Annotated in this window: 18 protein-coding genes; 3 read left to right on the forward strand and 15 right to left on the reverse strand. The window is 65.6% G+C overall.

Annotation, left to right across the window (positions count from 1 at the left end; all coding sequences use genetic code 11):
- Positions 1–20: 20 nt before the first annotated feature.
- From HU735_RS03255 to HU735_RS03310, 12 genes are all read right to left on the reverse strand, one after another.
- Positions 21–959 (reverse strand): alpha/beta hydrolase, encoded by a 939-nt coding sequence (locus HU735_RS03255; RefSeq protein WP_186712377.1) that lies wholly within the window; start codon positions 957–959, stop codon positions 21–23.
- Positions 960–1,002: 43 nt separating this feature from the next.
- Entirely contained in the window at positions 1,003–1,902 is a 900-nt protein-coding gene (locus HU735_RS03260) for an alpha/beta hydrolase (RefSeq protein WP_186712378.1), read from the reverse strand.
- A 262-nt stretch (positions 1,903–2,164) separates the two neighbouring features.
- Positions 2,165–3,082: an AraC family transcriptional regulator gene (locus tag HU735_RS03265; RefSeq protein WP_186712379.1), complete on the reverse strand. Its 918-nt coding sequence runs from the start codon at positions 3,080–3,082 to the stop codon at positions 2,165–2,167.
- Between the two features lie 118 nt (positions 3,083–3,200).
- Positions 3,201–4,847 (reverse strand): ABC transporter ATP-binding protein, encoded by a 1,647-nt coding sequence (locus HU735_RS03270; RefSeq protein ID WP_186712380.1) that lies wholly within the window; start codon positions 4,845–4,847, stop codon positions 3,201–3,203.
- 1 nt (position 4,848) lies between these two features.
- The gene (locus HU735_RS03275; protein WP_186712381.1) at positions 4,849–5,871 is read right to left on the reverse strand and encodes an ABC transporter permease; all 1,023 of its coding nucleotides are present in this window, start codon (positions 5,869–5,871) and stop codon (positions 4,849–4,851) included.
- A complete protein-coding gene (gene yejB, locus HU735_RS03280; RefSeq protein WP_186712382.1) occupies positions 5,871–6,935 on the reverse strand; it encodes a microcin C ABC transporter permease YejB in 1,065 nt (354 codons plus the stop codon). The genes HU735_RS03275 and yejB overlap by 1 nt, the downstream gene beginning before the upstream one ends.
- A gap of 1 nt (position 6,936) precedes the next feature.
- A complete protein-coding gene (locus HU735_RS03285) occupies positions 6,937–8,790 on the reverse strand; it encodes an extracellular solute-binding protein (RefSeq protein ID WP_186712383.1) in 1,854 nt (617 codons plus the stop codon).
- A 10-nt stretch (positions 8,791–8,800) separates the two neighbouring features.
- Positions 8,801–11,398: a TonB-dependent receptor gene (locus tag HU735_RS03290; protein ID WP_346655349.1), complete on the reverse strand. Its 2,598-nt coding sequence runs from the start codon at positions 11,396–11,398 to the stop codon at positions 8,801–8,803.
- Positions 11,399–11,976: 578 nt separating this feature from the next.
- Positions 11,977–14,607 (reverse strand): TonB-dependent receptor, encoded by a 2,631-nt coding sequence (locus tag HU735_RS03295; RefSeq protein ID WP_186712385.1) that lies wholly within the window; start codon positions 14,605–14,607, stop codon positions 11,977–11,979.
- 100 nt (positions 14,608–14,707) lie between these two features.
- Complete coding sequence (locus tag HU735_RS03300) at positions 14,708–15,658, reverse strand: FecR family protein (RefSeq protein WP_186712386.1); 951 nt, start codon at positions 15,656–15,658, stop codon at positions 14,708–14,710.
- Positions 15,655–16,167 (reverse strand): sigma-70 family RNA polymerase sigma factor, encoded by a 513-nt coding sequence (locus HU735_RS03305; protein WP_186712387.1) that lies wholly within the window; start codon positions 16,165–16,167, stop codon positions 15,655–15,657. Before HU735_RS03305 ends, HU735_RS03300 begins: the two co-directional genes overlap by 4 nt.
- A 169-nt stretch (positions 16,168–16,336) precedes the next feature.
- Positions 16,337–17,506 carry an N-acetylmuramoyl-L-alanine amidase gene (locus HU735_RS03310; RefSeq protein ID WP_186712388.1) on the reverse strand — a complete coding sequence of 390 codons (1,170 nt, stop codon included), beginning with the start codon at positions 17,504–17,506 and terminating at the stop codon, positions 16,337–16,339.
- A 155-nt stretch (positions 17,507–17,661) separates the two neighbouring features.
- Between HU735_RS03310 and HU735_RS03315 the strand changes: the two genes are divergently transcribed.
- Entirely contained in the window at positions 17,662–18,384 is a 723-nt protein-coding gene (locus HU735_RS03315; protein ID WP_186712389.1) for a DUF4198 domain-containing protein, read from the forward strand.
- A gap of 42 nt (positions 18,385–18,426) precedes the next feature.
- On the opposite strand, the gene HU735_RS03320 is transcribed toward HU735_RS03315, so the two are convergent.
- Together HU735_RS03320 and HU735_RS03325 are read right to left on the reverse strand one after the other, a co-directional pair.
- On the reverse strand, positions 18,427–19,455 hold the full coding sequence (locus tag HU735_RS03320; RefSeq protein WP_186712390.1) for a methionine synthase: 1,029 nt from the start codon (positions 19,453–19,455) through the stop codon (positions 18,427–18,429).
- Positions 19,456–19,482: 27 nt separating this feature from the next.
- The gene (locus HU735_RS03325) at positions 19,483–20,466 is read right to left on the reverse strand and encodes a DUF1852 domain-containing protein (protein ID WP_186712391.1); all 984 of its coding nucleotides are present in this window, start codon (positions 20,464–20,466) and stop codon (positions 19,483–19,485) included.
- A 148-nt stretch (positions 20,467–20,614) separates the two neighbouring features.
- On the opposite strand from HU735_RS03325, the gene HU735_RS03330 reads away from it, so the two are divergent.
- The gene (locus tag HU735_RS03330) at positions 20,615–21,544 is read left to right on the forward strand and encodes a LysR family transcriptional regulator (protein WP_186712392.1); all 930 of its coding nucleotides are present in this window, start codon (positions 20,615–20,617) and stop codon (positions 21,542–21,544) included.
- Positions 21,545–21,621: 77 nt separating this feature from the next.
- Here HU735_RS03330 and HU735_RS03335 read toward each other — a convergent pair whose 3' ends face one another.
- Positions 21,622–23,523: a KUP/HAK/KT family potassium transporter gene (locus tag HU735_RS03335; protein WP_186712393.1), complete on the reverse strand. Its 1,902-nt coding sequence runs from the start codon at positions 23,521–23,523 to the stop codon at positions 21,622–21,624.
- Positions 23,524–23,816: 293 nt separating this feature from the next.
- Here HU735_RS03335 and HU735_RS03340 point away from each other — a divergent pair, with 293 nt between their 5' ends.
- The gene (locus HU735_RS03340) at positions 23,817–24,350 is read left to right on the forward strand and encodes a DUF3455 domain-containing protein (RefSeq protein WP_186712394.1); all 534 of its coding nucleotides are present in this window, start codon (positions 23,817–23,819) and stop codon (positions 24,348–24,350) included.
- Positions 24,351–24,381 lie beyond the last annotated feature (31 nt).

Below are 24,381 nucleotides of genomic sequence, written 5' to 3' on the forward strand. Positions count from 1 at the left end.
AGGCTGGCCAGCCGATGGCATCACTGCAGATGCTTGCGCAGGAAGGGCACGGCCTGTGCCATGGCCAGTGCGACGGGTTCGGGCTTGTCGTACAGATCGTAGTGCGACCAGCCTTCAGCCACGTAGATCTGCTTGTCGGTGGAGGACGCCCGGCCGTAGATTTCCCAGCCATCGCGGTAGGCGCCGAAAGCGCCTGGCTTGTCGCCGATGACCACCAGCAAAGGCTGGGTCAACAGCGATTCGGCATTGAGGAAGGCATCCCAGCCGAACGCCGCGCTGTTGAACGAGAACAGGCCGCTGGTGGCACCGTTGGGCTGTTGCCCACGCGGGGTCTTGTAGTAGTCGGTCGCTTCGAGCACGTCGATATCGGTGATGCCCGCCTGGCGCCCCTCCTCGACCGAGTTCGGCAGGTAGTTGATCACGTTGCGCGCGCCGCCCTGGGCTTCGGCGGTGCGCTGGGCGGCCATGGCCTGCAGCGCCGCGACCGGCTGGAAGTTGCTGAAGCCTTCGCGGATCAGGCGGCCGAAGTTGACCCCGGTGATCGACACCAATGCCTTGATGCGGTGGTCGGTGATGGCCGCATGCACGGTGTAGGCACCACCGCCGCAGATGCCGATGGCACCGATGCGCGCCGGGTCGACGTAGGGCAGTGTCACCAGGTAGTCGATGGCGTAGCGGATGTCGGACACACGGATCGACGGGTCTTCCATGAAGCGCGGCTCACCACCGCTGGCACCCTGGAAGCTGGCGTCGAAGGCGATCACCACGAAGCCCTCCCTGGCCAGGCCCGCGCCATAGACATTGCCTGAGGTCTGCTCCTTGCAGCTGCCGATCGGGTGGGTGCTGACAATGGCCGGATACTGTCTGGCAGGGTCGAAGCCTGGCGGCAGGTACAGGTCTGCGGCGGTCTCCCAGCCCAGGTTCTGGTAACGGACGTGCTTGATGGTGATATCGCTCATGGGTTTCTCCAGATAGATCGTATGCACAGGGCGTAGCGAGTGATCAGAGGTTGGCCTGGAAGAACGGGGTAAGGTGTTCCATGGCCGTAGTGACCCCAGGACCGTCGTACAGGTCCATGTGCGCCAGGCCGTCCAGTACCACCAGCTCTTTCTTGCCCAGCGCCTTGGCGTGCAGCTCCTGGCTGTGCCACACCGAACCGGCCTCGCTGCCGGCGATGACCAGCGTGGGCTGGGTCAGCAACTGCTCGACCAGGTCGAAGGCATCGAAGGCGACCCAGGCGCCCAGGCCGTTCATCAGCATCTTGTTCTGCGCGTTGGGATGCTGGGCGCGGGGCGTCAGGTAGTAGTCGGCGGCTTCCTGCAGGTCACGGGGTGCGCTGGTGTCGCCCAGTTGCGGCACATATGGTACGTAGGCCTGCGCGGCACCGGCAGCTTCGGCCGTGCGCTGGCCGGCCAGGGCGTCGAGCACCGGCAGCAGGTCGTTGATCGAGCCCTTGCCCTCCCAGCCTTTGCGGGTGGCGGTGCCGACGTTGACCGCGCTGGCGGTGGCCAGCGCCTTGATGCGGCGGTCGACCGAGGCCGCCTTGGCCGCGAAGCCGCCGCCGGCGCAGATCCCCAGCACGCCGATGCGCTGGGCGTCGACGAAACCGAGGGTGGTCAGGTAGTCGACGGCGCTGTACACATCGGCCACGCGGTTCATCGGCTCATCGAGGAAGTGCGGTTCGCCGCCGCTGGCGCCCTGGTAGGAGGCATCGAAGGCCAGGGTGACAAAGCCCTGCTCGGCCAGCAGCCGGGCGTAGGTGCCGGCGGTCTGCTCCTTGACGCCGCCGCCTGGGTGGACGGTGACGATCGCAGGGTACTGCTGGCTGTCATCGAATGCAGCAGGCAGGTAAAGGTTACCGGCCATCACGATGTTGCGGTTGTTGAACTGGACGTCTTGCATGGTGTTGCCTCCGGGTGGGCAGCGCGAGGTGCTTGCGCGGGGTGGCTGATGCAACCACCCTTCGTTGGAGACAAGTATAGGAAGCAGGGGTACTGCGTTTTTGCCTGATTCGACGCCTTGCTTGCACGTTTCAAGGAAAGTGCGCAGGCATCGAGCATTGCCAGAGCCAGACCGGACCTCGGCAATATCTAGCGCTCAAGCGCAGGAAGGCCACCATGGAGCCCCACGATGCACCATGGCCGATTTGCCTATTACACAGCGCTCAGCCTTGCTGGCGCATGCGCCGCACATCCCGCTGCGGCGGTGCGCCAAAGGCCCGGCTGTACTCGCGGCTGAACTGCGAGGCGCTTTCGTAGCCCACCCGTCCGGCGGCCTGGCCCGCGTCCATGTGCTGGTTGAGCATCAATTGCCGGGCCTCCTGCAAGCGCAGTTGCTTGTGGAACTGCAACGGGCTGACGCCGGTCAGCTCGCGAAAATGCTGGCGGAAGGTCGATGGGCTCATGTGCACCCGCTCGGCCAGGTCGTCGATGCGCATCGGCTCGGCCAGGTGCTGTTTCAGCCAGGCAACCACCTTGGCGATCTGCTGCATCGGCGAGCCGGCGGCAACCAGGTGACGCAGGGCGACACCGTGCTGGCCGACCAGCAGCCTGACGATGATCTCCTGTTGTACCAGCGGGGCGAGATGATCGAACAACGCAGGCTCCTCCAGCAGCCCGAGCAGGCGCTCCAGCGCACGCACCACGCCGCTGTCCAGTTCGGCGATAACGATGGCCTGGTGAGTGCTGGCTTTCGGTGGTGGCGGTAGCTGCAGGTCTTCGACCGTGCGCATGACCTGGCTGGGGTCGAGGGTCAGCATCAGCCCCAGAAACGGCTTGGCGGGTGATGCCAGGGCGACATGGGAGACCACGGGCTGGTCGATGCTGGTCAACATGCCCTGCCCCGCCTGGTAATACAGCACGGCGTCCTGTTGCATGACCTGCTTGCAGCCCTGCGCCACCACGCCCAGCCCCAGGCCGTAGATGCAGGGCATCGGCTCGGTGGGCAAGGCGCGGCGGTGCAGGCTCAGGGCAGGCAGCCGGGTGATCAGGTCCCCTGCGCTGGGGACGTGCCGGGCAATCAAGGCGCTCAGGCCTGGCAGGCCTGACTCGACGGGGTCGCGGGAGGGCTCGAGGCGGGTCATGCGTTTCTCCATCAGCACTGCCGTCATGCTCCGGGCAATGATGAAGGCTTTTGCACGAATCAACCACTGTGCTGATCACCCTGCCCACACGCACTCAGGCAGACCGGCTTCTGCGTCGTCAAGTGATCTCGTCGACCTCTGGACAAGGCAAGCTTGGGTAATTGGCAGCCAGGCTACTGCCTGCCGAATCACCTCTGCCAAACGAGGCCGCCAGCAACTCCCGGGTATAGGCATGCTGCGCACTGGCAAACAACTGTGCGCTCTCCCCGCGCTCGACCACCACGCCCTCCTTGACCACGATCAGCTCGTGGGCCAGCGCCCGCACCACCGCCAGGTCATGGCTGATGAACAGGTATGTATAGCCCTGCTCGACCTGCAGCCGCCGCAGCAACGCCACCACCTGCTTCTGCACGGTGCGGTCCAGTGCCGAAGTCGGCTCGTCGAACAGGATCAACTCGGGCTCGAGCACCAGTGCCCGGGCGATGGCGATGCGCTGGCGCTGTCCACCGGAGAATTCGTGCGGGTAGCGGTGGCGCGTGGCCGGGTCCAACCCCACTTGCTCCAGCGCCCGGATCACCCGCGCCTCACGCTGCGCCGCGTTCAGCGCCGTGTGCACCTGCAGCCCCTCGGCGATGATCTGCGCCACGCTCATCCGCGGGCTCAGGCTGCCGAACGGGTCCTGGAACACCACCTGCATCGCCTTGCGCCAGGGCCGCAACTGATGGCCGTTCAGGCTGTCCAGGGACGCGCCCTGGAAACGGATGCCACCTTCTGAGTCGATCAGGCGCAGGATCGCCTGGCCAAGGGTCGACTTGCCCGAACCGGACTCTCCGACGATGCCCAGGGTCTGCCCACGCCGCACCCTTAGGTCGATGCCATCCACCGCCCTGGTCACCTGGCGCGGTCCGCGCAGCCAGCCGCCACGCGTGAAGTGCACGCGCAGGTCGTCAACCTCCAACAGCGGCTCCCCCGCCGCTACCACCGGCGCCTGCCCTTCGGGTTCGGCATCGAGCAGTTGGCGGCTGTAGGGATGGCGCGGGGCGCTGAACAGGCTCGCGCAATCGGCCTGCTCGACGATCTCCCCCGCCCGCATCACGGCCACCCGCTGGGCGGTGCTGCGCACCACGTTGAGGTCATGACTGATCAGCAGCAGGGCCATGCCCAGCTGCCGCTGCAGGCGCCACAACAGTTGCAGGATGCGCCGCTGCACGGTGACGTCGAGCGCCGTGGTCGGCTCGTCGGCGATCAGCAGTTGCGGCTCGCAGGCCAGGGCCATGGCGATCATCACCCGCTGGCGCTGGCCGCCGGACAGCTCATGGGGATAGGCGCGCAAGCGCTCCGCGGGGCGACTGATCCCCACGAGTTCGAGCAGCTCGACGATCCGCGCACGCGCGGCGCGGCCCTTGAGCCCCTTGTGCAGCAACAACGTCTCGCCCAGCTGGCGCTCGACGCTGTGCAGTGGGTTGAGCGAGGTCATCGGCTCCTGGAAGATCATCGCGATGCGCTCGCCACGCAACTGACGCAGGCGCGCGGGCGCGGCCTCGAGCAATTCCTCGCCCTGATAGCGAATACTGCCCTCGGTGCTGGCGGCGCCCTTGGGCAGCAGCTGCAGGATCGAGTGTGCCGTCACCGACTTGCCCGAGCCTGATTCGCCGACCAGCGCCAGGCACTCGCCGGCGCGGATGTCCAGGTCGATGCCGCGCACCACCGGTTGCCCGGCGAAGGCCACGCGCAGATCACGGATCTCGATAAGGTTGTCGCCCATGTCAGGCCCTCGGGTCGAAGGCGTCGCGGCAGGCTTCGCCGACGAACACCAGCAGGGAAAGGATCAGCGCCAGCACGTAGAAGGCGGTCAGCCCCAGCCACGGCGCCTGCAGATTGTTCTTGCCCTGGCCGATCAGCTCGCCCAGCGACGCGCTGCCGGCGGGCATGCCGAAGCCGAGGAAATCCAGGGCGGTCAGGGTCGAGATGGCGCCGGTGAGCATGAACGGCAGGTAGCTCAGGGTGGCGTTGAGGGCATTGGGCAGGATATGCCGCAGCATCACCTGGCGATCGCCCACCCCCAGTGCCCGCGCCGCCTTTACGTACTCCAGGCTGCGCCCCCGGAGAAACTCGGCGCGCACCACATCGACCAGGGTCAGCCAGGAGAACAGCGCCATGATCCCCAGCAACCACCAGAAGCCCGGCTCGACGAAGCCGGACAGGATGATCAGCAGGTACAGCACCGGCAGGCCCGACCAGACCTCCTGCAGACGCTGGCCGAGCAGGTCGACCCAGCCGCCGTGGTAGCCCTGCAGGGCGCCGGCGGCGATGCCGAGCAGCGCGCTTGCCGCCGTCAGGGCCAGGGCGAACAGCAGCGACACCCGGGTGCCGTAGATCACCCGCGCCAGCACGTCGCGCGCCTGGTCGTCGGTGCCCAGCCAGTTCTGCGCCGAGGGCGGACTGGGCGCTGGCACCGTGAGGTCGTAGTTGAGCGTGTCGAAGCCAAACGGGATCGGCGCGAACAGCATCCAGCCGCCCTGCCCCTCGATCAGGGTGCGCACGAAGGCGCTGCGGTAGTCCGGCTGGAACGGCAGCGGGCCGCCGAAGTCCTGCTCGGTGTAACGCTCGAACGCCGGGAAGTACCAGTGGCCCTGGTGCGAGACCAGCAGCGGCTTGTCGTTTGCGATCAGTTCGCCGCCCAGGCTCAGGCCGAACAGCAGCACGAACACCCACAGCGACCACCAGCCGCGCCGGTGGCCCTTGAAGCGTTGCCAGCGACGCTGGGCAATCGGGGTGAACACCTGCATCACACGCTCCTCGCGGCAAAGTCGATACGCGGGTCGAGCCACTGGTAGCACAGGTCGCCCAGCAGCTTTATCAGCAACCCGCCCAGGGTGAAGATGAATAGCGTGCCGAACACCACCGGGTAGTCCCGCGATACCGCTGCCTCGTAGCTGAGCCGTCCCAGGCCGTCGAGGGAGAAGATCACCTCGATCAGCAACGAGCCGCCGAACAGCACCCCGACCAGCGCCTGAGGCAGGCCGGCGACGATCACCAGCAAAGCGTTGCGCAGCACATGGCCGTAGAGCACCTGGCCTTCGCTCAAACCCTTGGCCCGGGCGGTGACCACGTACTGGCGGCTGATCTCGTTGAGCACGCTGTTCTTGGTCAGCAGCGTCAGGGTGGCGAAACCGCCGACCACCAGGGCGCTGACCGGCATCACCAGGTGCCAGAGGTAGTCCAGCAGCTTGCCGGGCACGGACAGCTCGGCGAAGTCGTCCGACACCAGCCCGCGCACCGGGAACCAGGCCAGCAGGCTGCCGCCGCCGAACACCACGATCAGCAGCAGGGCGAACAGGAAGGCCGGCATGGCATGGCCGAGGATGATCGCCGTGCTGCTCCAGACATCGAAACGGCTGCCGTGGGCCACCGCCTTGCGGATGCCCAGCGGGATCGACACCAGGTAGGTGACGAGCATCGCCCACAGGCCCAGCGACAGGGTTACCGGCAGCTTGTCGAGGATCAGTTCGGTGACCTTGGCGCCGCGGAAGAAGCTGCTGCCGAAATCCAGCCGGGCGTAGCTGGCAAGCATCAGCCCCAGACGCTCCAGCGGCGGCTTGTCGAAACCGTACTGGCGCTCGATGTCGGCCAGCAGCTTGGGGTCCAGGCCACGGCTGGTGCGGGACTCGCCGCCCACATGTTCGACCCGCGCGGCACCGGCGCCGGCCGGGGCGCCGATGCCCTGCAGGCGGGCCACGGCCTGCTCCACCGGGCCACCGGGCGCGGCCTGGACGATGGCGAAGTTGACCAGCAGGATGCACAACAGGGTCGGCACGATCAGCAGCAGGCGCCGCAGGGTGTAGGCAAGCATATCAATGCACCTCGGCGATGGGTTGCGTAACGGGGCGAGCCTGGGCGGTGGGGCTGGTTTCCCACCAGGTGTCGATGCCGGGATCGTTGCGCGGGGCGATCGCCGGGCGGCCAAAGCGGTTCCACCACACGCTCGAGGAACCTGGCGGGTAGTAGTTGGGGATCCAGTAGTAGCCCCACTGCAGCACCCGGTCCAGGGCGCGGGCATGGCTGAGCATGTCGGTACGGTTGTCGGCGCGCACCAGGCCGTCGATCAGCGCGTCGACCACCGGGTTGCGCAAGGCCATGAAGTTGTTCGAGCCCGGGTCGCTGGCGCTGGCCGAGCCGTACTGGTTGTAGAGTTCGGCGCCCGGCGCGGGCGAGACAGCGAAGCCGGTGACGATCATGTCGTAGTCGCGCTCGCGCACGCGGTTGGCATACTGGGCGGTGTCGACCTGGCGGATCTCGAAGCCGATGCCGATCTGCGCCAGATTGCGCTTGAACGGCAGCAGCAGGCGCTCGAAGCCCTTCTGGCCGTTGAGGAAGGTGAAGCTCAGCGGCTCGCCGGCGGCATTCACCAGCCGGTCGCCCCGTGGCTTCCAGCCGGCCGCCTCCAGCAGCGCCAGGGCCTGCAACTGCTGTGGGCGGACATTGCCGCTGCCGTCGGTTGTCGGCGCCTCGAAGGCCTGGGTAAAGACCTCCTCGGGCAATTGCTGGCGGAACGGTTCGAGCAAGGCCCGCTGGCGGGCGTCCGGCAGGCCGGTGGCGGCCAGTTCGCTGCGCGAGAAGAAGCTGCGCTGACGCAGGTACATGCCGTGCATCATCTGCCGGTTGCTCCACTCGAAGTCCCACAGCAGGCTGATCGCCTGGCGCACCCGGCGGTCGGCGAACAACGGTCGCTGCAGGTTGAACACGAAACCCTGGCTGGACTGCACCGCCTGCGGCGCCAGCTGTTCACGCTGCAGGCGGCCGTCCTGCAGCGCCGGCCCCTGGTAGCCGACGTTGTACTGGGTGGCCGAGAACTCGCGGTTGAAGTCGAAGCCGCCGGCACGCAGGATCTGCCGGGCCACGTCGGTGTCGGCGAAGAACTCGAGCTTGAGGGTGTCGAAATTGAACTGCCCGCGGGTCACCGGCAGGTCCTTGGCCCACCAGTCGGCCTGGCGGCTGAAGGTCACGCTGCGCCCGGGGTCCACCGCGCTGATGCGGTAAGGGCCGCTGCCCAGCGGCGCCTCGAAGCCACCACCGTTGGCGAAGTCGCGGCCGCGCCACCAGTGCTCGGGCAGCACCGGCAAGCTGGCGATGTCCAGCGGCAGGCTGCGGTTGTCGACGTTCTTGAAGGTGAAGCGCACCTGGCGCGGCGACTCGACGATCACCTGCTCGACATCGGCGAACTGCAGCCGGTAGCCGAGGCTGCCCTCGCGCATCAGCAGCTCGAAGGTGAAGCGCACGTCCTCGGCGCTGATCGGCCGGCCATCGGCGAAGCGTGCCCTGGGGTCGAGGTAGAAGCGCAGCCAGCGCCGGTCGGGGGCTAGCTCCATACGCCGCGCCACCAGCCCGTAGACCGTGTAGGGCTCGTCCAGGGAGCGGTAGGCCAGCGGGCTGTACAACCAGCCCTGGATCTGGCTCACGCCGATACCCTTGTCGATATAGGGGATCAGATGGTCGAACTGGCCATTCTCCATGGACGCGCGGCTGAAGCGCCCGCCCTTGGGCGCGTTCGGCTCGACGTAGTCGAAATGCCTGAAGTCGGCGCCATACCTTGGCGCCTCGCCATACACCGTCAGGGCATGGCTGGGCGCCGCCTGGGCCAGGCCCGCGCCGCCCAGGCACAGGCCCAGGCACACCACGCGCGCCAGGCGCGCTGCTTGCGAGTTCATCGCCCGGCCCTCAGAAGTGATAGGCCACGCGGGTGAACAGCACGCGTCCGAACGGGTCGGAGTAGCGCGGGTCGTAGCCGCTCTGGAAGGTGTAGGTCTGGTTGCTGAACGGCGGCTCGCGATCGAACAGGTTCTGCACGCCGCCGGTGAGAGTCAGGGTGCCGCGCCAGTCGTAGGTGGCGGCCAGGTCCCAGACGTTCCACGAGCCCACCTGGCCATGGCTGTCGCGCTTGTCGTCGTTGTAGCCGCTGGTGAAGCGGTTGGTCAGGCTGGCGCTGAGCGGCCCCCGGCTCCAGCTGCCGGTCAGGCTGTGGCGCCAGCGCGCCACGGCGCCGGCCGAGGCGAAGTCGCCACCGCGGAAATCACCGACCTTGTCGATGTACTCGCCATCGCGTTGCTGCTGGTAGTCATAGCGGGTGACGTAGGTGCCTTGCAGCGTCAGGCCGAAGTTGCCCAGGGACGATTCGGGGAAACGGTAGTCGAGGCTGACGTCGACGCCACTGGTCTTGACCTTGCCCAGGTTGGCCAGGCCCGTGACGATGTGGTCGATCGAACCATCGGCCTTGCGCACCACGCGCTCGGGGTACAGGTCAGGGTTCTCGAACACGGCCGACTCGGGGAAATCGGCGATCTGGTTGGTGATCTTGATCCACCAGAAATCCAGCCCGGCGGACAGCGCGCTGATCGGTTGGTAGACGAAGCCGAGGGTGACGTTGCGCGCGGTCTCGGGCTTGAGGTCGGGGTTGCCGCCATTGCGGCTGAGGAACTGCTGGGCGCAGTCGCGGTTGGCAATGCCGCCATTGCCCGGGGTGCCGCCCGGGCACAGGCGCGGGTCGTTGTAGTTGGCATTGGTAAAGCTGGTGAAGGTCGGGTTGTACAGCTCGTACAGCGACGGGGCGCGGAAGCCTTCGCTGTAGGCGCCGCGCACCACCAGCTCGCGCAGGGGCTGGAAACGGAACGAGTACTTGGGGTTGGTGGTGCTGCCGAAGTCGCTGTACTTGTCGTGGCGCAGCGCTGCCGACAGCTCCAGGCTTTCCAGCACGGGCACGTTCAGCTCGGCGTACTCGGCGCGTACCGAGCGCTCGCCAGCCACGCCCCCATCAGGATCGACGCCCAGGCTCTGGATGTTGCCGGCGAATGCGTCGAACGTCTGGTGGAAGTCCTCCTTGCGATATTCACCACCCAACGCCAGGGCGGAGCTGCCCGCACCGAACCAGTCGCCGATCTCGCGGCTCAGACGCCCATCCAGGCTTTTCACCCGCCCAACGGCGCTGCCGTACTCGCCACTGAGCGCGGCCTGTTCCAGCAACGCCCGCCCCGCTTCGCCCTGCGGGCCGAACGGGTTGATCGTGCCATTGGCGATACCGGCCTTGATCGTCTGGTCGTCGACGTAGCCAGAGCGGATGCTGTTGCTGACCTTGTTCTGGTTGTAGGCGGCGCCGACGTTATAGTCCCAGCCCGCCGCGAAGCCTTCGAACGTGAGCAGGGCGCGCTGGCTGATGTTGTCGTCTTCCTGGCGGCGCGGCCCCACCGCGCTTTCGCGCCAGTTGACGTTGACCGGCCGCGTCGGGTCGAGGGTGAAGTCGTTGGGTCCGGGGGTGATGCCGTTGCCAGGATAGAACGTCGTGCCCGGGTCGATCTGCGCCCCGGTGAGGGTGCCCGGGCCGACCTCGGTGCGGTTCTTGTTCTGCGCCCAGAAGTACTCGAGGCTGACCCGGTGATCGTCGGCCAGCTGCCCGGTGGCCTTGCCGAAGAACGAGGTCTTGTCGGTTTCCGGGGCCAGGTCCAGGTAGCGCCACAGCGACTCGCGGCAGATGCCGCTGCGCGGGATCAGCCCCGGGCCGTTGCAACCCGATGCGGCCAGCGGGTTGGTGGCGTTGGCGCCCTGGCTCCAGTTGGCCGGCGAGGCGGTGCCGGAGGTGTAGTCCAGGCCCCGGCCCGGCTGATAGTTGTAGGTGAAGTCGCGGTCCTTGGCCTTCAATCGCTTCTGCTCCTCGTGGCTGACCACGCCGAACACGTTGAAGCGGTCCTGCTCCAGGTCGCCGAAGCCCCAGCTGCCGCTGAAGTTGTTGCCGTCCCCGCCACCGCCACGGGTCGGGCTGCTGTAGCCGGCGCTCAGCTCGCCCTCGGTCACGCTCTTGCGGGTGATGAAGTTGATCACCCCGCCGATGGCGTCGGTGCCGTACAGCGCCGAGGCGCCGTCGCGCAGCACCTCGACCCGGTCGATGGCGGCGAACGGGATGGTGTTGAGGTCGACGCCGGACCCGTTGATGGCGTTGGTGGCGTTGTTGCTCAGGCGACGGCCGTTGAGCAGCACCAGAGTCTTGTTCGGGCCGATGCCGCGCAGATCAGCGTAGGAGGCGCCACCGCTGTTGGAGCCGACCGAGCGCCCGGCGCTGACCGACGACTGGTTGGCGGCGATGCGCTTGACCAGCTCTTCGGTGCTGGTGACGCCCTGGCGCTTGAGTTCCTCGGTGCGCAGGATGGTCACCGGCACCGCGGTTTCGGCGTCGACCCGGCGGATCGCGCTGCCGGTGACTTCGATGCGCTGCAGCTGGGGCGGGCTCACCGGTACCGCCTGTTGGTCAGCCCGGACCTGGTCCGGCACGACGGCGGTGACGACGATGCCGTCGGCATCCTTGTGCTGTTGCAGGCCACTGCCTTGCAGGGCGCGTTGCAGGGCATCGATCGGCGCCAGGTCGCCGCGAATGGCGGGCGCCTGGCGCGATTCGACCAGCGACTGCTCGAACGAGATGGGCAGCGCCCCTTGCCGCGAGATGCTCAGCAAGGTCTGGTCCAGGGGACCGGCGGGGATGTCGAACTGGACGGCGCAGGCCAGCCCGGGAGCCAGGCTCAGGGCCAGCAGCGTGCGCGACAGCGGCGCGAGGGAAAAGGGCGTCAAGGCAACACTCCGCATCAGGTTGTGGGGAACATGATCGGTTGTGCAATGGCGCCCGGATTTTTATAGGGCGGGGTTAGATCGTTGCGTGATGAGCTTATGCGCGTTCAGGAGCCGTGGGATACCAGCCTTTTCAAGGTCTTTGAGCGCGAGGTTATTGACCGAGTGAGGGACACCAAGCGTTCGCCGTTACCGTTGCAGCGCTTGTGAGACCGAGCGCCGCGCGGGCGGCGCTCGGTCTGATAGGCGCTGCAACGGTAACGGCGAACACTCCGAAAAGGCCGACTCTAACTACCGAAGTGATAACTCAGGTCCAACCACACCTGGCGACCGTAGGGGTCGTAGTTGCCAGTCGGGTAATAGGGCCACCCTGCCGAATCGTCACGCTTGATCTTGTTCAGCACGTTGTTGACCGTCAGCCCCACGCTGGCCCGCTCGTTCAGCCGGTAACGGGCGCTGGCGTTGACGTTGGTCCAGGGCGACAGGCGCCCATCGGCCGCCGCATTGGTGACGCTGCCGTAGCGGATCGCCAGCACGGTGGTGGTGAACGCCCCGTAGTTCCAGGTCAGGCTGGCGTTGACCTTGCTGCGCCAGTCGGTGTTGCTGCTGCTGGTGCGCAGGTCTTCGCTGGGCGCGTCATCGGCCTCCTTGTAGTTGTGCGACAGCACCACGCTGTAGCCCAGGGTCGAACTGAACGCGCCATACTCCCCCGCCCCCCAGCGCAGGTTGGTCTTCAGGTCCAGGCCGCTGACCCGTTCGCTGGCGGCGTTGATCGCGTTGATGCGCACGCGCTGCAACTGGTTGGGGTCGACCGCCGCATTGCCGGCATTGCGGTCGATGCGCGCCAGCACCGCCTGGCAACTGGCCGAGTCGCTGCCACTGGCGCGGCAATCGTTCTCCTGCTGCAGCAGGCGGTTGATGTCCAGGCTGGTCAGCAGGTCGTCGATCTGCACGCGCCAGAAGTCGGTGGAGAAATCGAAGTTCGGCGTCGGTGACCAGACGAAACCATAGGTCCAGGACTTGCCGCGCTCGGAGGCCAGGTCCGCGGTACCGCTCTGCACATAGTCGACCCTTCCCCGATCACAGGCCCCCGCCACGCCCTGGCTGCAACCGTAGTAGTCGATCTGGTCGGGGGTGTAGCCATTGCTGTCGGCCTGGAACAGGTAGTTGAGGTCGGGCGCGCGGAAGCTCGTGCCGTAGCTGCCACGCAGCAACAGGCTGTTCAGCGGGCGCCACTCCAGGCCCAGGTTGTAGGTCTTCTGCTGCTCGCTGCGGCCGCTGAACTTGTACTGGTCCCAGCGCCCGGCCACCGACGCCAGCAGGCTGTCGGCCAGGGGAATGCTGAACTCGCCCCCGGCGGCATAGCGGTCGCGCCCGCCGCCGGCGTCTGCGGCCGGGCTGGTGTTGTAGAAACTGCCGTCAGCGAGCGCGTCGTCGGTGTCGATGTGATACTCCTGACGCCCGGCTTCCAGCACGCCGGCAAAGGCCACGGGACCGGCCGGCAGCTCGAACAGGTCGCCGTTGCCGCTCAGGCTCAGGGTCTGCGAGGTGGACTTGCTCTCCTGCACCAGGCTGCCGCGAAACTGCCGCCATTCATCCTCGGTGAGCGGCCGGTCGAGGCGCGACGGGTCCGGGTCGAACACCGGATAGCCATCCCGGGTGCCCAGTTGCGGGCCCAGGTAGAAGTCGCGGATCCCGGCCAGCGGGGTGTAGCGGGTACTGCGCGTGCTGCGGTATTCGGAGCGGTTGGCGGCGACCTGGTAGTGCCAGCTGGTGTCGCCGATACGATCCTCCAGGCCCAGGGTGCCGGTCCACGACACTTCGCGCCATTTGCTGTTGTTGCTGGTCTTGCCACCGATCTCCTCGCTGGAAAAACGCCGGTACCAGCGCTCCAACTGGCCAGTGCCCTGGTTGATGAAATCCGGCGAGGTGAAGCTCGGGCCACGGGTGTTGTTCTGGATATGGTCGAAGCCGAACATCAGGTCGGCGAACACCTGGCCGCTGTCGCTGAAGTGCCAGGTGCCGCGGGTGTAGCCATCGTAGTTCTCCTTGGCCGTCTGCAGGGTCCAGTAGTCGTTATAGACCTGGTCGGTGGTGCAGCGTCGGCCATTGCCGCTCAGCGAACCCTTGAAGATCCCCGCGTAGGCGCCGCAACCGGGTCCCAGGTACTGGCCGCTCTGCAGGTTGCGCCGGTAGCCCACGTCCAGGGCCGGGCCGCTGTCCATGAAGCCACGCTGGTCGGCCCAGATCGGCTCGCGATTGGTCAGCTCGAGGCCGAACACGCCGTCGAAGTCGCCCCAGCTGTCGCCGCCGCTGATCTGCAGGCGCTGGTTGTCGCCACCGCCGCGCTCGGCATAGCCGCCGCGCACATTGACATCGACACCGCTGGCCTTGTCCTTGAGGATGATGTTCACCACCCCGGCGATCGCGTCCGAACCGTACACCGCCGACGCGCCGCTGCTCAGCAGCTCGATGCGGTCGATCATCACCGACGGGATGTTCGCCAGGTTGGTGAAGTTGACATTGCCGCCATAGGCGGTGGGGTAGTCGGCCACGCGGCGGCCATTGATCAGCACCAACGTGTGATTGGGCCCCAGGCCACGCAGGTTGAGGGCGCTGGCGGCGGGCTGGAAGGTGTTGCCGTAGTCTTCGCCCTGGGTCATGCCGGTGTTCTGCGTCTGGCTGGCGATGGCGTCGTAGACATTACGATAGCCGCGCGCCTGGATCTCCTCGGCACTGATCACCGTCACCGGCGACGGTCCCTCCTGCTGCGCGCGAGCGATGCGCGAGCCAGTTACCGTGACCCGTTCCAGTGCCGTGTCGCCAGTAGCCTGCGCTGGCCCATTACCAAGCAGCGTGGCCAGGCCGGTGGCCAGCGCCAGTGTCGCCGGACGGCGTCGGTGGTTCCTTGATTGCATTGCAGTGCTCCCCCATCGATTGGCTTTTCAGGGGTGAGCAACAGGCGCGGCGGATTTATAGGGCGGGCTTAGGCTATCTGGTACTGAGGATATAACCGGCTCAAGGCACGTCGATGCTGACCCAGTAGTCGCTGTGCCGGCTGATGCGAATGGGCAGCGACTTGGCCAGCAGTTGCAGGCTGCGCTCGCTGTCATCCAGCGGGTAGATGCCGCTCAGGCGCAGGCGCGCCGCCGCGGAGCTGACCCGGATGATCCCCGGCCGGTAACGGCGCAACTGCTCGATCACCTCGCCCAGCGAACGGTCACGGACCTCCAGGCGCCCCTCGATCCAGGCCGTCGCATCGCCCCGCACCGACTCCAGGGCGAACAGCCGCTGCGCCTCGAAACGTATCTGCTGGCCTTCGCCGACCTCGGCGCGCTGCCCGCCCAGGGTGGTGACCTCGACCCGGGAATGCAGCATCGTCAACTGTGTACCTGTGGCCTGCTGCTCGACCTGAAAGCGCGTGCCCAGCGCGCGGATCCGCCCCTCGGCCGTGGCCACCAGCAAAGGCCGCGTCGGGTCGTGCCGGACATCCACCAGCAACTGGCCGCGGGTCAGTTGCACAAGGCGTTGCTCGGCATCGAAACGCACCGCGACCTGGCTGCGGGCATCCAGCACCAGGCGGCTGCCATCGGGCAAATCCAGGTCACGCCGCTCGCCCGTGCCGGTCTGCAGGATATCGCCCCCCTCCCCCTGCCAGCGACTGGCCGACAACCCGGCCAACGCCACGCCCGCCACCGCCAGGCTGCCGTGGACGAACTGGCGACGGCTGCTGCGCGGCGTGTTCAGCGCCTGCAGCAGGCGCTCGCTGGACAGGCCCTGCACACGCCCGCCCTGCAACCCGCCCAGGCCCAGGCTCATCTGCCGCACCACCTGCGCCCGATGCGGATCACCCGCCTGCCATTGCTCGAACGCCCGCAACTCCTCGGCGCTGGCCTGGCCCGACTGCAGCAAAGCCAGCCACTGCGCAGCCTCGCCGATCATGGCCTCGTCCGGAAACTCAGGGCTCATGCCGCCTCCAGCGCCAGGTAGCATCGCTTGAAGGCCTCGGCCATGTACTGCTGCACGCGGCTGACCGACACCTCCAGGCGCTCGGCGATCTGCGCATAGGTCAGGGCATCGAGCTGGTGATACAGGAACGCGGCCTTGGCCCGCGGCGACAGGCCGTCGAGCAGCCGGTCGAGGGTAAGCAGGGTTTCGATCACCAGCAGGCGCTCCTCTGGCGACGGGTGCACCGCCGCTGGCGCCAGGGCCAGGCTGTCGAAGTAGGCGCGTTCCAGGTCCTGACGGCGCCAGCCCTCGTACACCAGGCGCCGGGCAATGGTGGTCAGCAACGCGCGGGGTTCGCGAATCGCTGCGGGGTCGGGCATGGCCAGCACCCGCAGGAAAGTCTCCGAGGCGATGTCCTGGGCACCATGCGGGCAGCCCAGTGCGCGACCGATACGGCCGCACAGCCACCCGTATTCACGTTGGAACATTTGCCCGACCAGGGTGAGCGAAGAAGCGGAAGAGGACGTCATGGCGAGCTCCAAGCTGAACAGCAACCATCCATTGGGAGGAGAGCAACGGACTTTGCCTGACAGCGTTTCAAGCTTGGAAGGAATAATAAATTCCTAAATAATTACTTTATGGCATATAAAACAAATCAACCTGCCGATGCTCTTCTGCGACGCAGACCACCATCCCTCCCTAGGCTAGCCCCTTAGCCGCAATCAGGCTGCCAGCAGGCGGCTGCTGGCGGAAATAACCGTCCAGCCCGGCAAAGATCGCTGCGGCCACCTTGCGCTGATGCCGAACATCATGCAGACGCTTGCAATCGCCGGCATTGGAAATGAACCCCGTTTCGACAAGGATCGAAGGCACCGCCGCCGACTTGAGCACCGCGAACCCGGCCTGCTCCACCCGCGCCTGGTGCAGGCCCGACACCTGGCCCAACTGGCCAAGCACCTGATGCCCCAGGTCCAGGCTGGCGGCAATCGTCGAGCTCACGGACATGTCCAGCAGCACGCCCGCCACCATGGGGTCGGGCTGGCGCAGTTTCACCGGCAGACTGCCACCGACGTTGTCCGCCGCGTTTTCCCGCTGCGCCATCCAGCGCGCCATCGATGATGTCGCGCCGCCTTGGGACAAGGCAAAGACAGAGGCGCCCGAGGCAGTAAGCCGGGGCGCTGCGTCCGCATGCACCGAGACGAACAGGTCGGCATTCAGCCGCTGGGCGAGTTCGGCGCGCTTGCGCAGCGGGATGAACACATCATCACTGCGCACCAAACGTGCCTTGTAGCCCTTCTGCGCGTCGATACGCCTGGCCAGCAACTTGGCAATCTGCAAGGCGACGCGCTTTTCCTGCTCGCCCTTGGCCCCCACCGCGCCAGGATCCTTGCCGCCATGCCCGGCATCCACCACGATCAGCAGGTCACGCAAGCGCGCCGATGGTGGCTGCGCCGCCACCGGGGCGGCAGCCAGCGCAGGCCCGGTGAGCGACAGCTCGAACCCGTGTCCCCCGGCCTGGACCGTGCGAACCTCACTACGCAAGGCCGCGTCGGCCAGATCCACGACGATACGCAGATCCCCGGTCGCGGTGATCCCGCTGCGAATCGCCGTGACCGCGCTGCCTTGCAGGGCGAGGTCGGCCAGCGACGCGCGAAGGGTGGTCTGGGGAAAATCGAGCACCAGCCGCGGTGGCGCGGCAAGGCTGAAATGCCTGGCCGCCACTGGCCCGGTCAGATCCAGCATCACCTTGGTGACATTGCCCACCCGACTCACGCGAACGTTTCTGACGGCCTGGGCCGCCTGCGCCGCAAGGGGCAGCGGCAATGCCAGGCATGCCAGCAACAATTTCAGGACACGGCGTCGATCCATACGAACTCCAACGGGCCAGCGAAGACCCAGACAATATCGCTGGTCTTTCACAAAAAGCTACATTATAACATATCAAATATTGTCGTAATGAAGACTCCCGCAGGCAGCCAACCAGCGCCGGGACTGACCCTGAATCTTTGAACCAAGGAAACATCATGCATCCATCGTTGAAAGCCGCCACCCTGCTCACCATGATGATCAGCGTCAACGCCAATGCCCACGGCCTGTGGACCGAGGAGCGACGTGGCAATATCGAGGCGGTGTACGGCCACGGCGCCGAGGATAGCGCCTACAAGCCTGAAAAGATCAAGCGTGCTTGGGCGTTCGACGCCGCCGGCAAGATGATCCCGGTCACGGTCGAGCGGCTGGCGGACCATGCCGTCCTGCAGCCGCTCACCGCGCCTGCGACGCTTGCCGTGCTGCTGGACAACGGGCCTTGGTCGCAGCGCCCGGACAAGCAGTGGGTCAACCAGGACCGCACCCTGGTCAAGGATGCGATCGCCTCCACCCACAGCCTGAAGTACAGCCTGGCCATATATCAGAGCGGTGCCCGCCTGCCGAAACTGGACATGCTGCGCCTGGCGATCATCCCCCTGAGCGACCCGCTGAAGGCAGGTCCAGGCAAGCCCCTGGAAGTGCAGGTGCTGCTCGATGGCAAGCCGGCTGCGGATATCCCGCTGCGAGGCGACTACCGCGGCGCGCCCCACCAGATCAGTGCCACCACCGACCAGCAAGGCCGGGCACGGATCACCGTACGCAACGAGGGGCTGAACATCATCGCCGCCCAGGCCACCTTGCCAATGCCCGAAGGCGAACCGGTGGCGCAACAGAGCCTGTTCAGTTCACTGACGTTCCTGGGTGAGCCGCACCACGAGTAGCGTGCCCCCTGCCTCGGACGCCCTCCCACACTGCACTCGGTCTTACTTCGCGAGCTCTCTGCGGACGATCTCTGCACCTGCGCTCAATGCATTGAGCTTGCCGCGTGCCACTGCGCGCGGCAACGGTGCCATGCCGCAGTTGGTGCATGGGTAGAGCTTGTCGGCATCCACGAATTGAAGGGCCTTGCGCAGAGTATTGGCCACCTCCTCCGGGGTTTCGATGGCGTGGTTGGCGACGTCGATGGCCCCGACCATCACCTTCTTGCCGCGGATCAGCTCGATAAGCTCCATCGGGACGTGGGAGTTGTGGCACTCCAGCGAGACGATATCGATCTTCGATTGCTGCAGTTTGGGGAACGCCTCCTCATACTGCCGCCACTCCGAGCCCAGGGTCTTCTTCCAGTCGGTGTTGGCCTTGATGCCATAGCCGTAGCAGATGTGCACGGCCGTTTCGCACTTGAGGCCTTCGATTGCTCGCTCCAGGGTGGCAACGCCCCAGTCGTTCACTTCGTCGAAGAACACGTTGAAGGCTGGTTCATCGAACTGGATGATGTCGACACCGGCAGCCTCCAACTCGCGAGCTTCCTCGTTGAGAATCTTGGCGAACTCCCAGGCCAGCTTTTCGCGGCTCTTGTAGTGGCTGTCATACAGGGTGTCGATCATGGTCATGGGGCCTGGCAGTGCCCATTTGATCGGCTGCTGGGTCTGCTGACGCAAGAACTTGGCATCTTCGACGAACACAGGCTTCTGACGAGAAACCGCACCGACCACCGTCGGTACGCTGGCATCGTAACGGTCGCGAATGCGGACGGTTTCGCGCTTCTCAAAATCAACGCCACTCAGGTGTTCGATGAAGGTCGTCACAAAATGCTGACGGGTTTGCTCACCGTCACTGACGATATCGATACCGGCGACTTGTTGCTCGTGCAACGACAGACGCAACGCATCCTGCTTGCCCTCGATCAGCGCCTCGTCTTGCAGCTTCCAGGGCGACCAAAGGGTTTCCGGCTGCGCCAGCCAGGACGGTTTGGGCAGGCTGCCGGCAGTCGAAGTGGGGAGTAGTTTTTTCATGACGCAAGGCCTTGTGTATTCGATCGATCAAACAGCGTAATGAGCGGACCACTGCTGCAGCACAGCGTGGTACGGCTTGATGAATTGTTCTTCTGCGTACTTGCCTTGCTCAATGGCCAGACGGCTGCGCTCTTCGCGGTCGTAGACAATTCGAGTCAACGAGTAATCCTGGTGCTTCAGGCTTGGCTGATAGGATTTGCCTGCCGCCGAGTTCGCGTTGTAGATCTCGGGGCGATAGATCTTCTGGAAGGTGTCCATCGTACTGATGGTGCTGATGAGTTCCAGATTGGTGTAATCGCCTAGCAGGTCGCCGGCAAAGTAAAACGCCAGGGGCGCGACACTGTTCGGCGGCATGAAATAGCGCACCTTCAGGCCCATCTTGGCGAAGTACTCATCGGTCAACGAGTAGTCATCCTGCTGGTATTCATAACCCAGGACCGGGTGCTGGTTTTCAGTACGCTGGTAGGTCTTGCTGCTCGAAACGCTCAGGCAGATGACCGGCAGTTTGTTGAAGTGCTCCTTGAAAGCGCTCGAGTTCACGAAGCACTTGAACAGTTTCCCGTGCAGCTCGCCAAACGCCTCCGGCGTGCTGAAGCCGGATTGCCCCTTGTTGTGGTCCAGCAACAGCACGCTGAAGTCGTAGTCACGCACATAAGAGGAGAAATTGTTCCCGACAATGCCTTCGATACGCTCGTTGGTCTGGTGATCGACAATGCGGGTTTTCAGGATCTCAATCAGCGGCAAGGCATTGCCCGCCTGTTCATCAGCAATCTTCATCTCGACGGAAACGATATCGAGCTCTACCGAATAACGGTCACCCTTGGGGTTGTCCCAATGCGCCAGGGCATTGAAGCGATTGTCGATCATCGCCAGCGTGTTGCGCAGGTTCTGTTGACGGCTCGCGCCCCTGGCCAGGTTGGCAAAGTTGGTGGTGATGCGCGTGTTGTCCGCGGGCAAATAGTCTTCGTCGAAGCGAATGCTTTTAATGGCGAACGTGAAATCTTTATTCATTGTGATCCAACACCCTGATTCCCGAAGTAGATCCTGAAAAAATTTCCTGCTGGCCTGGCTTCGAAGGAAAAATTCAATGGGGGGATTGTCAGCAAACGGCCTTCATGAGACAAACTCATTTTTTTTGCACTGATCTGTAATTTTGCTCATGATCGATCTAAGGCACCTGCGCACCATCCACGCCCTGCGCGATACCGATAGCCTGCACGACGCCGCTGAACGCCTGCACCTCACCCAATCCGCCCTGTCGCACCAGTTCCGCGAACTGGAAGAGCGCATCGGCATGCAGCTGTTCGTGCGCAAGTCCAAGCCGGTGCGCTTCACCAGTGCCGGCCTCAAGCTGCTGCAGCTGGCCGAGCAGGTCCTGCCGCTGATCCGCGGCACCGAGCGCGACCTGGGCAAGCTCGCCAGCGGCACCGCAGGGCGTCTGCACATAGCCATCGAGTGTCACAGCTGCTACCAATGGCTGATGCCGTCGGTGGACGAGTTCCGCAGTGCCTGGCCTGAGGTGGAACTGGACCTGGCCTCAGGCTTTGCCTTCGCCCCGCTGCCCGCGCTGGAGCGCGGCGACCTCGACCTGGTGGTGACCTCCGACCCGGTCACCCTCCCCGGGATCAGCTACGTGCCGCTGTTCGGCTATGAAGCTGTGCTGGCCGTCGACAACCATCACTCCTTGCATGGCAAGCCCTACCTGGAGCCTGTCGACCTGGCCAGCCAGACGCTGATCACCTACCCCATCGAGCGCCACCGCCTGGACATCTTCTCCCGCTTTCTCGAACCCGCGGACATCGAGCCCGCCCAGGTGCGGACGTCGGAGCTGACGGTGATGATGATGCAGTTGGTCGCCTCGGGCCGGGGCGTGTGCTGCCTGCCCAACTGGGCACTGCACGAGTACAGCTCGCGTGGCTATGTGACCGCCAAGCGCCTGGGCGAGAATGGGTTGCAGGCCCGACTGTACGCGGCGATCCGCAGCGACATGCTGCAAGTGCCCTATGTCAGTGATTTCCTGCTGACGGCCAAGGACATTTCGTTTGCGACGCTGGAGGGGGTGAATGTCGTGTCGGGAATAGCGACATGAGAGTGTCGAGGCATGACCGTTGTTCGCTGCCAGGGATGGAAACCGGCCTGGGCTGCCGGTCCATCCCCTGACTCACCTCACATCTCGACCTGGGTCCCCAGCTCGATCACCCGGTTCAGTGGCAGCTTGAAGTACCGCAGGTTGCTGTTGGCGTTCTTCAGCAAGAAGGCGAACAGATGCTCGCGCCACTTGGCCATGCCGATCCGTTTGGTCGGCACCACGGTTTCCCGGCTCAGGAAGTAGGTGGTGCGCATGGGGCTGAAGTCGAGTTCCGCCGTGCTGCTGTGGCTGAGGGCCAGGGGCACGTCAGGCTCCTCCATGAAGCCGAAGTGCAGGTTGACCCTGAAGAAGCCCTGGCCGAACGCCTCGACCTCGAAGCGCTTGTCCTCCGTCACCCGTGGCGAATCCTCCGACACCACCGTCAGCAGCACCACCTGCTCGTGCAGCACCTGGTTGTGCAGCAGGTTGTGCAACAGGGCGTGGGGCACCGCATCGGAGCGGGCGGTGAGGAATACCGCCGTGCCCTGCACGCGATGGGGCGGCTGCGCCTGCACGCTGGCGATGAACAAGGGCAGCGGCAAGGCGGTTTCATCCAGGCGCTCGACGATGATGCTGCGCCCGCGCTTCCAGGTGGTCATCAGCACGAACAGCGCCAGGCCGGCGATCACCGGGAAGGCGCCGCCCTGCAAGATCTTCGGCGCGTTGGCGGCGAAGTACAGGCCGTCCACCAGCAAAAAGCCCAGCAGCAAGGGGATGGCCAGCCAGCGCGGGGTCTTCCATAGCAACAGCACCACCGCCGAGGCCAGCAGCGTGGTGATCAGCATGGTGCCGGTCACCGCGACGCCGTAGGCCGCCGCCAGGGCGCTGGAGGACTCGAAGCCGACCACCAGCAGCACCACGCCGACCATCAGCGCCCAGTTGACCATGCCGATGTAGATCTGCCCCTGCTCCTCACTGGAGGTGTGCTGGATGAACATGCGCGGCACATAGCCCAGCTGGATGGCCTGGCGGGTCAGCGAGAAAGCGCCGGAGATCACCGCCTGCGAGGCGATGATGGTGGCCAGGGTGGCCAGCGCGACCATCGGCAGCAGCGCCCACTCCGGGGCCAGCAGGTAGAACGGGTTGCGCACCGCCGTCGGGTTGTTGAGGATCAAGGCACCCTGGCCGAAGTAGTTCAGCACCAGGCCCGGCAGCACCAGGATGAACCACGCGCGGGAAATCGGCTTGCGACCGAAGTGTCCCATGTCGGCGTAGAGCGCCTCGGCACCGGTCAAGGCCAGCACCACGGCACCCAGGATCGCCACGCCGATGCCCGGATGAGCCACGAAGAAGTGCGCCGCCCAGGACGGGTTCAGCGCCTGCAGCACCTCGGGCCGCTGCATGATGCCATGGATGCCGAGCGCTCCCAGCACCACGAACCACAGCACCATCACCGGCCCGAACAGGATGCCGATGCGCGCGGTGCCGTGCTTCTGGATGATGAACAGCCCGACCAGCACCACCACCGCCAGGGGCACGACCCAGTGCTCGATGCCGTCGATACCCAGCTGCAGACCCTCCACCGCCGACAGCACGGAGATCGCTGGGGTGATCATGCTGTCGCCGTAGAACAGCGCCGCGCCGAACAGCCCCAGCAGCACCAGCACCTTGCTCAGCCGCGGATAAGGACGTGCCGCCCGCCTCGCCAGCGCGGTCAGGGCCATGATCCCGCCCTCGCCCTGGTTGCTGGCACGCAGGATGAACAGGACGTACTTCACCGAGACCACCCAGATCAACGACCAGAACACCAAAGACAGGATGCCCAGCACCCCCTCGAGGTTGGCCTGCACGCCGAAATGGCCGGAGAACACCTCCTTGAGCGTGTACAGGGGGCTGGTGCCGATGTCGCCATAGACGACCCCGACGGCGGCGACCAGCAGGCCGACACCCGTGCTCTTGTTGGCGTGGGACGGGTTTTCAACGATTGCGGATTGGCTCACAGGTAACGTCTCGTCAGTATTGCGTAAACACTGAATGCGGGCAGGCAGGCTGGGGGGGCAGAAAAAACCGCGCCAGTATCTTCTCAACCTACGAAGGCCGGCATAAAGAAAGCGTAAAGAAACGGCTTTGCCCGGTGAGCGCTCGACATCGGAGGAGGAGCGGCGGCCAACTTGCGCTTTGTCGGCCAGGACTCTCTTTTTACGCCTGGGTGCATCCAGATCGCGCTCTGGTGGGTATTCAGCTCAGGGCAACACCTGTATGCCCTGCCATGCCCCCACCAGGAGATCGCTCGATGAACATCGCACACGTTTCGTTCCTGCCCGCCTGCGGCCTCGCCCTGGCCATGCTGCTGCCGACCGCCCACGCCCAGACCGGGGTCCCCGATGCCGTCAAGGTGCCGGACGGCCACAAGATGGCGCTGGAAACCGTCGGCGTTGGCGAGATCACCTACGAATGCCGCGACAAGGCCGACGCTCCCGGCCAGACCGAATGGACCTTCGTCGGCCCGAAGGCCGTGCTCAAGGACCGGGCCGGCAAGGCCGTGGGCGATTACTTCGGCCCGCCCGCCACCTGGCAGGCCAAGGACGGCTCGAAGATCACCGGCACGCAGCTGGCCGTCGCCCCGGCGGCCAAGGGTGACCTGCCGTACCAGCTGGTCAAGGCCAACCCCGCCGAAGGCAAGGGCGCCATGAGTGGCGTCAGCTTCGTCCAGCGCCTGGCCACCCGCGGCGGCGTCGCCCCGCAGACCGCCTGCACGGCGCAGAACAAGGGCGAGAAGCAGATCGTCAAGTACCAGGCCGACTACATCTTCTGGGCCGCCAACTGAGGGCCTGCGCGCCAGCCCCCTTGAGCTACGC

It is taken from the genome of Pseudomonas sp. BW16M2, from assembly GCF_014268865.1.
GTDB lineage: Bacteria > Pseudomonadota > Gammaproteobacteria > Pseudomonadales > Pseudomonadaceae > Aquipseudomonas > Aquipseudomonas peradeniyensis.

Bases quoted from the DNA above. Each gene is read 5' to 3' on its own strand.
- HU735_RS03340 (WP_186712394.1), top strand. From the start codon at position 23,817: ATGAACATCGCACACGTTTCGTTCCTGCCCGCCTGCGGCCTCGCCCTG.
- HU735_RS03300 (WP_186712386.1), bottom strand. From the start codon at position 15,658: ATGAGCCCTGAGTTTCCGGACGAGGCCATGATCGGCGAGGCTGCGCAG.
- HU735_RS03275 (WP_186712381.1), bottom strand. From the start codon at position 5,871: ATGCAGGTGTTCACCCCGATTGCCCAGCGTCGCTGGCAACGCTTCAAG.
- HU735_RS03260 (WP_186712378.1), bottom strand. From the start codon at position 1,902: ATGCAAGACGTCCAGTTCAACAACCGCAACATCGTGATGGCCGGTAAC.
- HU735_RS03320 (WP_186712390.1), bottom strand. From the start codon at position 19,455: ATGAAAAAACTACTCCCCACTTCGACTGCCGGCAGCCTGCCCAAACCG.
- HU735_RS03270 (WP_186712380.1), bottom strand. From the start codon at position 4,847: ATGGGCGACAACCTTATCGAGATCCGTGATCTGCGCGTGGCCTTCGCC.
- HU735_RS03295 (WP_186712385.1), bottom strand. From the start codon at position 14,607: ATGCAATCAAGGAACCACCGACGCCGTCCGGCGACACTGGCGCTGGCC.
- HU735_RS03315 (WP_186712389.1), top strand. From the start codon at position 17,662: ATGCATCCATCGTTGAAAGCCGCCACCCTGCTCACCATGATGATCAGC.
- yejB (WP_186712382.1), bottom strand. From the start codon at position 6,935: ATGCTTGCCTACACCCTGCGGCGCCTGCTGCTGATCGTGCCGACCCTG.
- HU735_RS03310 (WP_186712388.1), bottom strand. From the start codon at position 17,506: ATGGATCGACGCCGTGTCCTGAAATTGTTGCTGGCATGCCTGGCATTG.
- HU735_RS03255 (WP_186712377.1), bottom strand. From the start codon at position 959: ATGAGCGATATCACCATCAAGCACGTCCGTTACCAGAACCTGGGCTGG.
- HU735_RS03305 (WP_186712387.1), bottom strand. From the start codon at position 16,167: ATGACGTCCTCTTCCGCTTCTTCGCTCACCCTGGTCGGGCAAATGTTC.
- HU735_RS03265 (WP_186712379.1), bottom strand. From the start codon at position 3,082: ATGACCCGCCTCGAGCCCTCCCGCGACCCCGTCGAGTCAGGCCTGCCA.
- HU735_RS03330 (WP_186712392.1), top strand. From the start codon at position 20,615: ATGATCGATCTAAGGCACCTGCGCACCATCCACGCCCTGCGCGATACC.
- HU735_RS03325 (WP_186712391.1), bottom strand. From the start codon at position 20,466: ATGAATAAAGATTTCACGTTCGCCATTAAAAGCATTCGCTTCGACGAA.
- HU735_RS03285 (WP_186712383.1), bottom strand. From the start codon at position 8,790: ATGAACTCGCAAGCAGCGCGCCTGGCGCGCGTGGTGTGCCTGGGCCTG.